The sequence below is a fragment of the Phascolarctobacterium succinatutens YIT 12067 genome (genome assembly GCF_000188175.1).
GTDB classification, from domain to species: domain Bacteria; phylum Bacillota; class Negativicutes; order Acidaminococcales; family Acidaminococcaceae; genus Phascolarctobacterium_A; species Phascolarctobacterium_A succinatutens.
In genome coordinates this window covers 1-12,280 of sequence record NZ_GL830882.1, presented here as the reverse complement: position 1 = coordinate 12,280, position 12,280 = coordinate 1, and the positions used below count along the sequence as shown (strand labels likewise).

The 12,280-nt window shown below is 45.1% G+C and carries 11 protein-coding genes and 1 other annotated feature; all 11 genes read left to right on the top strand.

Features of this window, described 5'->3' with window-relative positions:
* The first annotated feature begins 241 nt into the window (after window positions 1-241).
* The 11 genes from HMPREF9443_RS10985 to ilvB all read left to right on the top strand — a co-directional run bounded on the left by HMPREF9443_RS10985 (window position 242) and on the right by ilvB (window position 12,247).
* On the top strand, window positions 242-1,597 hold the full coding sequence (locus HMPREF9443_RS10985; RefSeq protein WP_071585657.1) for an ADP-ribosylglycohydrolase family protein: 1,356 nt from the start codon (window positions 242-244) through the stop codon (window positions 1,595-1,597).
* A gap of 71 nt (window positions 1,598-1,668) precedes the next feature.
* Entirely contained in the window at window positions 1,669-2,640 is a 972-nt protein-coding gene (locus HMPREF9443_RS04745) for a hypothetical protein (RefSeq protein ID WP_050787106.1), read from the top strand.
* Window positions 2,637-3,224: a pyroglutamyl-peptidase I gene (locus HMPREF9443_RS04740; RefSeq protein WP_009145381.1), complete on the top strand. Its 588-nt coding sequence runs from the start codon at window positions 2,637-2,639 to the stop codon at window positions 3,222-3,224. The genes HMPREF9443_RS04745 and HMPREF9443_RS04740 overlap by 4 nt, the downstream gene beginning before the upstream one ends.
* 137 nt (window positions 3,225-3,361) lie before the next feature.
* The gene (locus HMPREF9443_RS04735; RefSeq protein WP_040565061.1) at window positions 3,362-4,003 is read left to right on the top strand and encodes a DNA-3-methyladenine glycosylase family protein; all 642 of its coding nucleotides are present in this window, start codon (window positions 3,362-3,364) and stop codon (window positions 4,001-4,003) included.
* 55 nt (window positions 4,004-4,058) lie between these two features.
* Window positions 4,059-4,592: a methylated-DNA--[protein]-cysteine S-methyltransferase gene (locus tag HMPREF9443_RS04730; protein WP_040565060.1), complete on the top strand. Its 534-nt coding sequence runs from the start codon at window positions 4,059-4,061 to the stop codon at window positions 4,590-4,592.
* 12 nt (window positions 4,593-4,604) lie between these two features.
* Entirely contained in the window at window positions 4,605-5,783 is a 1,179-nt protein-coding gene (locus HMPREF9443_RS04725; RefSeq protein ID WP_009145378.1) for an MFS transporter, read from the top strand.
* A gap of 88 nt (window positions 5,784-5,871) precedes the next feature.
* Window positions 5,872-6,750 (top strand): EamA family transporter RarD, encoded by an 879-nt coding sequence (rarD, locus tag HMPREF9443_RS04720; protein WP_009145377.1) that lies wholly within the window; start codon window positions 5,872-5,874, stop codon window positions 6,748-6,750.
* A gap of 106 nt (window positions 6,751-6,856) precedes the next feature.
* Window positions 6,857-7,885, top strand: a complete 1,029-nt coding sequence (locus HMPREF9443_RS04715) for a YeiH family protein (RefSeq protein ID WP_040565059.1) — start codon at window positions 6,857-6,859, stop codon at window positions 7,883-7,885.
* Window positions 7,886-8,378: 493 nt separating this feature from the next.
* Entirely contained in the window at window positions 8,379-9,737 is a 1,359-nt protein-coding gene (locus HMPREF9443_RS04710) for a tagaturonate epimerase family protein (RefSeq protein ID WP_009145374.1), read from the top strand.
* Window positions 9,738-10,020: 283 nt separating this feature from the next.
* Window positions 10,021-10,242, top strand: a binding site (T-box leader).
* 99 nt (window positions 10,243-10,341) lie between these two features.
* On the top strand, window positions 10,342-10,563 hold the full coding sequence (locus HMPREF9443_RS04700) for a hypothetical protein (RefSeq protein WP_021719399.1): 222 nt from the start codon (window positions 10,342-10,344) through the stop codon (window positions 10,561-10,563).
* A 13-nt stretch (window positions 10,564-10,576) separates the two neighbouring features.
* Complete coding sequence (ilvB, locus tag HMPREF9443_RS04695) at window positions 10,577-12,247, top strand: biosynthetic-type acetolactate synthase large subunit (protein ID WP_009145372.1); 1,671 nt, start codon at window positions 10,577-10,579, stop codon at window positions 12,245-12,247.
* Window positions 12,248-12,280: the final 33 nt, after the last annotated feature.

The window sequence follows — 12,280 nt, the reverse complement described above, 5'->3', positions numbered from 1 at the left end:
TGGGAGGATAGATAGCTGCCGGTTAGAAAAAAAGAACCTGTACCAATGGTACAGGTTCTTTTGCTATGGGAAAGCATAATTTACATTTTCTTTTTGGCTAGTGTATAACATCTAAAGAAAATTTCCCAAAACCGGGCGAAATTTTAATCGTGCAACGTAACTATAGGTGAAATCAATTTAGGGAGAAATATTTCAAAGATGAAGTATGAAATCCTGGTGTCTTGGCTACGAGGTGAAAAATATGTCCTACGAAGAAAACAAAACTAACGCTTCTAATATTGAAATCATTCCTTGTGAAAGAATAAATTGCAAGGGAGCAGCTCCATGTGTGCTTAACATCAATTCATATATGAATGTATATGAGTTTGAAGACAAAATCATGAAGTATATGTGTAATATGCGCCCTGTCATGGACGAATTCATCTGCGTAAATCTTGATGTAATTGCAGATAGACCCGTCGACTTCATCCAAAGTCTGGTTGAAGGATATATTCGCTATGATGGCGTACATATCATGAAAAACTATCGTGTTGAGTATGGCAAAATGGATAAAGAGGGCAATAATCATATCTATGTTCTTGAAGCACCAGATGGAGCGTGCGACTATGATATGGCAGTCTCTGTCTTCGCTATGGTGTGCATTGAAGGAAAAGCTCCTTCAGACTGGTATTGGAAAGAGATAACTGAGAAAGTGTTTGCTAAGAAAGAGGAAAGTACAGAAGTCATGCATGTTAAAGGGATTGACTGGAAGGAAGCAGTTTTGCTTAAAAGAAAGATGCGCCGTGTGTTAGGTGCTATTATTGGCGATATCGTTGGTTCTGTATATGAATTCAATGAAATAAAAACGAAGGATTTTCCTTTATTCTCCGAGCATTGCTGCCCAACCGATGATAGCATGATGACTTTGGCTGTTGCGAGTGCTTTGGTAGAATGTAAGAGAGATTACAGCAAACTTGCTGCTGAAACAATCAAACAAATGCAGCTTTGGGGAAAGAAATATCCTAAAGCAGGTTATGGTAGTATGTTTTCTGATTGGCTTAGAACGAACGATCCGCAGCCTTATAATAGTTTTGGCAATGGTTCAGCTATGCGTGTTAGCCCAGTAGCTTACGTTGCTAAATCTATAGAAGAAGTGAAGGAACTGTCTAGAATTGTTACTAGCGTTACGCATAACCATCCAGAAGGGATAAAGGGTGCTGAAGCTACTGCAGTTGCAACATATATGGCTTTACACGAAAGCAAAAAAGAAGAAATTTTTGCTGTGATAAATGCTGAGTACTATCCGATGAATTTTACGTTAGACGAGATACGAGCTGACTACGAATTCAATGAAACGTGTCAGGAAACTGTACCGCAGTCATTAAAAGCATTCTTTGAGGCGACAAGTTTTGAAGATGCGATCAGAAATGCCATATCTATAGGAGGTGATAGTGATACAATTGCTGCTATTACAGGCGCGGTTGCAGGTGCTTATTATGGTGTACCGTTACATATTGAGCATAAAGCCTTAAAATATCTTGATAAATTGCAGGTAAGTGCTTATTATCGCTTTGTGAAATATCTATGCGGAGATGCAGAATGGTTTGAAGAATCTTAAGATGGGCATACTGACAATGACAAGCCTTTGGTTGTTCTTTCGTATGTATTAGGGATGGGAGATGATTGATTTTGACTATTTGGAGATTACACGTTAATACTAGTGGTGGTAATTGCGCTGATATTTGCCTTAAAAATAAGGTGATGGCTATGGGATGGTCTATTACTGACCGACACATCGAAAATTTTACCGAAGCTAGGAAAAAGAAAATTTGTGAACAACGTGTAAATATACATTCTTATAAAGATTATGAGAAGCTGATTAAGAAGTGGAAGGTTTATGATGGTAAATCGTATGTTCCTGCTACTGTGCGTAAGTTATACTGGGAAGTCAAGCCTGATGATTTAGTGTGGATTCGCTATAAAGGCATTTATTATCTTGGTAGAGTTGGAGACACAAGTCAATGGATCTATAAGATCAATCAGGATAATTTACAAAAAGATGCAGCTATTCAACGAACAGATATCGAATGGTTGGCAGTTGGTGATGAATCTACAGTACCTGGGTTTGTAGCAACGGCATTTATTAAAGGAAGAACTTTACAACGCATAAATTCTGAAGCAGTGCAAATATTTTCTCAACACTACTATAATACTAAAATAGGCAAAGAGCATTATCAAGGATTGACTATTGAAGCTAATCCAGAGGAATTTTATGATTTGCTTTCTCCAACTGATTGCGAAGATTTGGTGTGTGCGTACTTGTCCTATGAATATAAATATATAGTGATTCCGTCAACCAATAAGAAATCTACAGAACTTTATGAATGTATTTTACTTGATCCTGAAGATAGAAGTCATGTATATATTCAAGTTAAAAAAGGTAATGTAGATATTGATGCAAACGACTTTAGGCATTTGCAAGGCAAGGTTTTCTTATTTACGAGCGAAGGAACAGTAAAAAATCTTGATTCCAATAATGAAAATATAAAATGTATATCGCCAGAAGAATTGTTCAAGTTTGCTATCTCTGATGCAGCAAAAAATATTGTTTCTGATAGCATTAGCTATTGGACGGAATATATGCGGAAGGCATTGAAATGAAATCTCTTCTCCTCACCGCCTTCGACCCCTTCGCTCATTACACGATGAATCCATCGTGGGAGGTCGTACAGGCTTTACCTGAAACTATCAATAACTATCACATTCATAAGCTGCGCGTGCCTAACATCTTTGGCCTTGCGCCGCGTCTGCTGCTCGAGGAGGCGCAGCGCGTACAGCCTGACGTCATCCTTATGACGGGCATGAACAGCGGCACGACGAAAATAGATATCAATCTTGCGGCATTAAACATCAAGGATGCGCTTATCGAGGATAATATGGGACGCAGGCCGTGGAATGAGCCAATTCTTGCTGACGCCCCCGCTGCCTACTTTGCTACGATTCCTGTACATGAAATAGTCCGCTCTTTACGTGCGCAGAAGTTGCCCGTGCAGCTGGAGTTTGCTTCCGGCGGCTATGTCTGCAACGAAATTTTTTACCGTGCTGCCCATGCCTACGCCGGTACGACAACGAAGGTTGGCTTTGTACATGTGCCGCTCCTGCCGGAAATGGTGTTTGACGAGAGGCTTGCTAGACCTTTAGAGGAAACCAGCGCAATTTTAAAAGCTATTATCGAGCGTCTTTAATATGAGCCATACAGCACGAAGCTGTCTGGCTTTTTCTTTTTTCACAAAGCTTCTGCTGAATTTGTATGCTTATCCGCTATTCTTTTTGCTTAGTAAGCGTTATAATATCATTATACTTTCAGAAGGCAGGTGCAGCGATGTACTTTCAATATGGCGAAACAGAAATAAATTATCTTAAGCGCAAGGATAAAAAGCTGGCGTGGGCTATAGAGCAAATCGGTCATATCGAGCGCAAGCTGGACGCTAATCTTTTTGCTGCTGTTGTACGTCATATTGTCGGTCAGCAGATATCATCCAAGGCACAGGCGACGGTTTGGGCGCGTTTGGAGGCAAGGCTGAAAGTTGTTACACCTTTTACGGTGCATGCTGCGTCGGCTGAGGAGCTACAGGGTTTGGGTATGAGTCTGCGTAAGGCAGAATATATCAAGGATTTTGCGGATAAAATTGTTAGCGGCGAGTTTGATTTGCAGGCAGTAGAGCAGATGAGTGACGCAGAGGCAATTACAGCTTTGAGCAGTCTGAAGGGTATCGGTAAATGGACGGCAGAAATGATTTTGCTGTTCTGCCTGCAGCGACCGGATATTTTAAGCTATGACGACTTGGCAATTCAGCGCGGTTTACGGATGCTGTACCATCACCGCAAAATTACGCGTGAGCTGTTTGCCAAATACCAAAAGCGCTATAGTCCCTACGGCAGTACGGCAGCCATCTACCTTTGGGAGATTGCCGGCGGTGCGATAGAGGGTATGAAGGATTATGCGCCTGCGAAAAAACGTTAAATTATAAGGGTTCTATTCCCCTTAGTGCTACCACGCAAAATAAATGAGGTTGAAGATGTTGTACTATAAAAAAATTTCCTCGCCTTTAGGCGAAATAACTTTACGCAGCGATGGTGAAAGGTTAACCGGTCTATGGTTTGCAGACGATAAGCATTATGGCGATAAAGATATTCAAGATGCGCAAAATGCGGAGCTGCCTGTTTTTGCACGTGCCGAAAAGTGGCTGGCTGAATATTTCGCAGGCTGCGAGCCGAAGGTAAATGTACCTTTGCAATTTACCGGCAGTGATTTTCAGAAAAGTGTCTGGAAGATATTGCAAAAAATCCCTTATGGCACCCTCATTACTTACGGCGATATTGCGTGCGAAATTGCAGCGCAGCGTGGTCTTGCACGTATGTCGGCGCAGGCTGTAGGCGGTGCAGTGGGCCGTAATCCGCTCTGCATTATTATTCCCTGCCATCGCGTAATAGGCGCTGATGGCAGCCTTACCGGCTATGGCGGCGGTATGTGGCGCAAGGTGCGTTTGTTAGAGATAGAAAAGACAGATATGAGTAAATTAACTGTACCGACAAAGGGCACAGCGTTATAAAGGAGTTTTTATATGAATAAAATGTATTATCCTGTTGTCGCGTTGGCATTGGGACATCTTGTTACCGATATGCAGGCGGGGGCTCTGCCTATCGTTTTACCGCAGCTGAAGGAGCTGTTTTCCTTGAGCTATTCACAATTGGCAGCGATTGTACTGCTGCAAAATATTATGTCATCCGTTATTCAGCCGGCCTTCGGCTATCTTACCGACAGGCGCTCGCTGCCACGCTTTCTGCCGCTTTGTGCGGCGCTGGCAGGTGCAGGCTTTGCCTTTGTGGGCTGGGTTTCCAGCTATACGCTGCTTTTATGCACGGTCATCTTCATCAGCCTGGCGAGCGCTACCTATCACCCGCAGGCTTCTAAAACAGTCAATTTTTTGAGTGATGATACAAATCGCACGAAGAACATGGGCTTGTTTTCTATCGGCGGTAACGCCGGTATGGCAGTTGGTTCTATATTTATGACCTTTCTTTTAGGCTTGGCCGGTGGTATTCATAACACCATGTATTTTGCTGTTCCCGGACTGCTAGTATTCTTGCTGATGGCAAAGGCGATGCCGGATTATATCCGCGTAAACAAGGAGCATGAGGTACAGCAGGCCAAGAAGGCTGCTGACGGCACGAGCGAAAAAATGTCATATTTTGCGCTCTTTTTGATTCTGTTCTATATCTTCATGCGTTCTTCTATTCACAGCGGTATTTCAACATATCTGCCGTTGTATTTTATGAAGTTCCGCGGCTTTGAGGCAGTTTTCTCCAGCAGCCTGGTGTCCGGCTTCCTTTTAGGCGGTGTGGCAGGTACCTATGTCGGTTCAATTTTGAGTGACAGACTGGGAGCACGCAAAATTCTCTTGGGCTCTATTACGCTGAGCATTCCGGCAATTTACTGTATTACGATTGCTACAACTAAGCTTTTTGCTATGGCTTCTGTTGTTATTGCCGGCTTTTGCATCATCGGTTCCTTTGCGACGACCATTATTATTGCTCAATGTATGATGCCGAATAATGTGGGCATGGCATCCGGTCTGACAATCGGTTTCAGCGTTGGCTTAGGCGGTTTTGGCGTAACAATTCTCGGTGTGCTGGCCGATAAGTTTGGTCTGCCGATGGTTATGCAGCTTTTGGTGTGGTTGCCGATTGTAGCGGCAATTACGGCTATTTGGATTCCGATACCGAAAAAATTACAAAAATAAAATAACATATGCTGAAAAATGGTCCTCGAAACTTTCTGCTTGTCTTTAGTAAATCATATAATAAATTTTTACAGAGGGGTATTTTCTTATGGATAATTACAGACTAGGCATTTTTTATGGTCTTGGAGCCTATCTTTTATGGGGCGTGCTGCCGATATACTGGAAGCTGCTGCAGCATGTTGAGGCGATGGAAATTTTGGCGAACCGTTTTTTATGGTCAGCCGTTTTCGTCTTTCTCTTGTTATTGGCAACAGGCAAGCTAAACATCTTTATGCAGGAAACCAAGGCGATTTTCAGTACGAAAAAGACAGCCTGCTGCATGGTGCTGGCAGCAATTATGATCAGCTTCAACTGGGGGATTTTTATCTGGGCGGTAGAAGCAGGACGCATTGTAGAAACAAGCATGGGCTATTATATCAGCCCGCTGATGAATGTGCTCTTTGGCGTAGTATTTCTGCGTGAGCGCCTTGCTAAGCTGCAGATTGCAGCAGTTAGCTGCGCTGCTGTCGGCATTGGTGTGATTATTGTCCATAACGGCGGCCTGCCTTGGGTAGCACTGACGCTGCCATTAACCTTTGCCTTCTATGGTTTACTGAAAAAAATTATTATTGCCCAACCGATGACGAGTATTCTGTTGGAAACATTATTGATTTCGCCTTTGGCTGCAGGCTACTTATATTACCTTAGTATTAACGAAGGTACTGTTTATCAAAGCTGTGATATGAATACGTTGCTGCTTTTAGCAGGTGCGGGCGCTGTTACGGCGACACCGATGCTCCTTTTTACGGCCTGCGCGCGTAAGCTGCCGTTGAATATTGTAGGCTTTTTACAATATATTTCGCCTTCTATATCACTGATGATAGGCGTGCTGATTTACGGTGAACCGTTTACCGGTACTACTGCTACAGCCTTTGGCTGCATTTGGGCGGGACTGGCGCTATTCATCTGGTCACAGATAAGAAGATAAAAAACTCCTGCAGGCAGGAGTGTTTGCGTTTAGCAATAATGCCCATTTTTGAAAAATATATGCTGATTATGCTATAATTATATTTGTGTTTTATGGAGGTGTTATAGTGAGCTTTTTCTCAGATAAGTGGCGCGGTATTATTTTATGTGCTGTTTTGGCTGTGCCGTGCTGGTTTTTAGGCAAGCTGGTGCCTGTTGTCGGTGCACCTGTCTTTGCAATTCTTTTAGGCATGCTGGTAGCGCTTGTGTGGCCCGTAGAGGCTGCGTTTAAAAGCGGTGTAGGCTTTGTATCCAAAAAGGTGCTGCAATACGCAGTAATCCTGCTTGGCTTCGGTCTGAATATTTCCGTAGTGCTGGCAACTGGTAAGCAGTCTCTGCCGATTATCGTCTGCACGATTGCAACTTCGCTTATTGTGGCCTATGTGTTGCATAAGGTGATGAAAATTCCTGGCAAGATTTCCACACTTATCGGTGTAGGTTCGTCTATCTGTGGCGGCAGTGCAGTGGCTGCGACAGCGCCTGTCATCAAGGCAGATGATGAAGAGGTGGCGCAGGCTATCAGCGTTATTTTTTTCTTCAATGTGCTGGCAGCGCTGCTTTTTCCTTGGTTGGGTACAGTGTTGGGATTTTCTACAACAAGCGGTGAAGCCTTCGGTATTTTTGCTGGTACTGCTGTTAACGATACTTCTTCGGTTACGGCAACGGCGGCGACTTGGGATGCAATGTTCGGCTTAGGCACGGCAACTTTGGATAAGGCGGTGACGGTAAAGCTGACGCGTACACTGGCAATTATTCCGATTACGTTGGTATTAGGTTATCTCGTAGGCAAGCGCGAACAGGGGGCAAATCATGAAGTTAATATCAGGAGCATTGTGCCGAGCTTTATACTGTACTTCGTACTGGCTTCGCTTATCACTACGTTGGCGACAAGCATGGGCGTAGTAGCAGAGGTTTTTGCACCGCTTAAATGGCTCAGCAAGTTCTTTATCGTTATGGCGATGGCTGCGGTAGGTCTGAATACGAATATCGTCAAGCTTGTGACAACAAGCAGCAAGCCTTTGGGACTCGGTCTTGGCTGTTGGGCAGGTATTACGTTTGTGAGCCTGCTTTTGCAGCATCTGCTTAATCTCTGGTAAGCAGAATAAAATTTAATTTTGCATCGGAAACAGCGACAAATAATAGTTTGTTCGCTGTTTTTGACGTTTTAAAAGGCTGTTTTGCTTGTGAGCGGGACGAAGCTGGACCCATAGATATAGTGTTGTGGAAATCTCCCCCTAGTTGTTATTAAAGTTATCCACAGATTGTGCATAACATGTTGATAATTGTGTAAAATCCTTGTAAACAAGCCACTTTTTTCTCAGAGGCTGGTGGATAACACTCTGTATAACTAAAAGTTATGCACAAAAACTGTGGATAAGTCTGTTGATACTGTTGATAACCTTACACTAAATATCGGAAAAGGAGGATATATTTTCCAGGAAAACAAGATAATTTCCTATTGCTGCGGTGGTATTTTGTATACAAACACAAGTTTTTTTGCTATCTGCAAAGTTTTTGCTTGCGTAATAGACGATTTTTGTTCATAATATTATTATGACTAATTGTAAGTAAATGGAGGAAGATTAGGTTATGGCATTAAAGCAAATGGATGCATTGGCAGCTTTGCGTGAGGCTGCAGGTGAAGTTATAGAAACTTCTTTGTGTGATGTACAGGGTAACTGGCTGGCACTTGTAAATGCTGAGGAAGGCAAGCGCCTGGCTTTTGCTGCAAATGGTGAAGCTGCGCTGAGCGCACTGTGGAAGGATGTTGAAAAGGAAGCAGACGTTAAGGACGTACATGTTTCTGTTATGGCACTGAATGCAAATAATGCTGCGCTGGTGCGCCGCTATGTTAAATGGACCGCACCGACTGCCTGCGGCACTAAAGGTGCCAGCATCGGTTTCAGCGATTGGCTGGGCGAGGCAGATGCAGTTGTGGCGGAGCTGTTTGGTAAACGTCAGCTGAAACCGGTATTGGTTGATTTTACTACCGAGGACAGCGAGGCACTGCAGCGCTATTTTGTACAGGCTGTGGATACCGTAACCTGGGGCGTGCTCGAAGAGGGCTACAAGGAAGGCTACGGCGCTAATGCTGCTGGCCTGAAAACCGAAGAGGAAATCGTGAAGGCTTTGCTTTACGGTTACAGCATGATTGGCTTTGACTGCAGCGATAAGATTGACCTGGGCATTGAAAAGCTGTCTGACGAGGCTGTTGACAAACGCTTTGAGCAGTTCAACGAAACCTTCCGCGCAGCATTGCATGCGTCCTATCTGAACGCTGAGTTCAAGGTTGGCACCAGCAAGATTACTTTTACCGAAAATCAGCTGCACCGCATCGTTCTGGAATACGGCGAAGCAATTATGCATATCCAGTTCATCTACAACTCTTATCTGAAAAATACTCCGTGGGATATTGACTTTGAGCTGGATCTGTCCAAGCCCGGTAAGGTGCTGACTCCGCAGGAGCATTATCTGATCGGCAACGAGCTGCAGCGTAACGGCATCAAGCTGAGCTCTATCTGCCTCGACCCGCTGAAGGACTCTGAGGCTGTAAACGATAACCTGCAGCTGCACTGCGAGATTGCCGACACCTTCGGCTATCGCCTGAGCTTTAAAAATGCGGATATCGCTATGAACGATACTGCTGCTGCTATGAAATATCTGAAGGGCAAGGTTCATTTCAAAATGAACAATATCCTCTGGATGAGCGCAATAGAGCTGGTAAAAGCTCTGGATGCCGACCTGTTCGGCAAACTGTGTGCTGCTTGTGGCTGTGAGGCTACAGCAGATGCTGCTGACCGTGCACTGGTGCTTGGCTACAGAAAGGCGCTGAATCCGAAGGAGGAAAGCAATGTTGCTGCTGACATGAAGGCTTTCCTGGAAGCGCATCATGCTGAATATGCTGCAGCAATCAAAGAGAATGTTGCTGCTAAATTAAAGAACATCTAAGATAAAAATTTAAGGGCTTCCCAAAAAAATTTTGGGAAGTCTTTTGTTTTAAACGATACAAAGCACTGTCTTTAACGTGTTTTTGTATAATGGATATTAGTGTACTTTGTCTACTGAAAAGTAGCGCGAAATTTGTAATCGTTTGATTAGTTTGTGTACAATAGACAAAAGGCTGAAAATGTTCATATACAGTGACTAAAAGAAGAAAAATGTAAAATTTTACAAAAAGGTGTTGACAAACGATGTAGATGGGTGTATAGTATCAGTAATTTCAAATTGACAACCAAAGGTTATGATTGGGACTAAAGATAAGCGTAGAGTTTTAGAGAGCCGGTGTCTGGTGCAAACCGGTACGAAGCCTTATTGATTAAATCACCCATGAACTCGTCAGCGAAAGCTTTGCAAGTAGACTGATGCGCAACGGATGCGTTATTTCCGAGCCGGTTGATGGACTGGTGCTGAAAGTAATAAATTAGGGTGGTACCGCGTATTATACGCCCCTGCATATATGCAGGGGCGTTTTTTTAATACTACTCCTAAAAAGTCCATTAAAAGATAATTGATTTAGTAGTAAATTCAGGTGTTCTTGATAGGAGGAATTAAAATGTTTGAAAAGGTATTGGTAACTGGTCAGAATGATGAAACTTTATTGCCGCGTGTATTGCGTGTGCTTTCCAAGCAAGGTGCTCAGGTACGCTCCCTGCGCATGGATGCAGAAGAAAATCGTCTGAAGCTGGAAATCCAGCTGGCAGATGTAGCTGCTGCTCAGGTTGCCAAGCTGCTGGCTAAGCAGGTTGCAGTTGAGTCTGTAGCTACTATGGCGTAAGGGGGACGGACTGATGAAGCTGAAAGGCTCAGAAGCCATTGTAAAGGTCCTTTTGGAGCAGGGCGTAGATACAGTCTTCGGTTATCCCGGAGGTGCTGTGATTCCGCTGTATGATGCATTGTACGATGCACCGCTGAAAAATGTGCTGACCGCACATGAGCAGGGCGCTATTCACGCAGCTGACGGCTATGCCCGTGCGAGCGGCAGAACCGGCGTATGTATCGTAACCTCCGGTCCCGGTGCCACAAACATTGTTACCGGCCTGGCAACTGCTTATCTTGATTCCATTCCGCTGGTAGCGATTACCGGTCAGGTTGGCGTAAGCATGCTGGGACGCGATTCCTTTCAGGAGATTGATATTGTCGGCGTTACAATGCCGATTACCAAATACAACATGCTGGTACGCAGCAAGGAAGAGCTGCTGCCGGCACTGCGCAAGGCATTTGCCTTGGCACAGGAGGGCAGACCGGGACCTGTGCTGGTGGATATTCCCAGCAGCGTACAGGTTGAGGAGCTGGAATGGAGCGAGCCGCAGGCAGCTTCTGCAGCGGAAGAGCTGCCACAGGCAACAGCGGAGCAGCTGCAGCAGGCAGCTGAGGTGCTGAACAAGGCGCAACGCCCGGTGCTGCTGGTTGGCGGCGGCGCTGTTAACAGCGGCGCGCAGGAAGAACTGCTGGAGCTGGCCCAAAAGGCTGATTTGCCGGTAGTAAATACGCTGATGGGCATCGGCGTTTATCCCGAGTCTGACGAACGCTCCCTGGGCATGACCGGCATGCATGGTCATATCGCTTCCAACATGGCTGTAGCGCAGGCTGATGTGCTGGTAGTCGCAGGCAGCCGTTTCAGCGACCGCGTAACCGGTGACCGCAACCGTTACGTAGGACAAAAGACGATTATCCAGCTTGATATCGACCCGACGGAAATAGATAAAAATATAGCAACAAGCCTTTCCGTAATGGGTGATGTAAAGCAGACACTGCAAAGCCTGCTGCCGTTGGTGCAGAAGGCAGCACACGCCGATTGGTGGCAGCAGATTAAGGCTTGGGATGCAACAGAGGACCGCAGCCTGCTGGCTGGCGACCGCCTGACAGCTCCCTGGATGATGAAGGAACTGAGCCGTAGCTTTGAAGGCGAAAATCCGATTTATGTAACTGACGTTGGTCAGAACCAGATGTGGGCAGCACAGCATTTAGTTGTCGATAAACCGCGTCACCATCTGACGAGCGGTGGTTGCGGTACGATGGGTTTCGGTCTCCCAGGCGCGTTGGGTGCAGCTTTTGCCGAGCCTGATAAGCAGGTAGTGCATATCTGTGGTGACGGCGGCTTCAAGATGACCGGCATGGAGCTGTATACGGCAGCTCGTGAAGGCAAAAAGCTAATCAGTATCGTTATTAATAACAGCTGCTTAGGCATGGTCCGTCAATGGCAGCAGCTCTTCTACAACGAGCATTACTCCAATACGCTGCTGACTGAGTTTGACTTCATCGGTTTTGCTCATTCCTGTGGTGCAGGCGGACGCAGAGCAGCGACCTGCAAGGAATTTAAGGAAGCGCTGAAGGCAGCACGCGAGGCTGACAAGCCCTTCCTGATTGAAGTAATCGTAGAGCAGGGTGATCTGGTAGAGCCTATGGTGGCAGCCGGTGCTGCGGTAGATGACTTCGTCAAGATTAACAGATGCAGATAAACAGCTATAAATAAGGGAAATTTTTTATTAAAT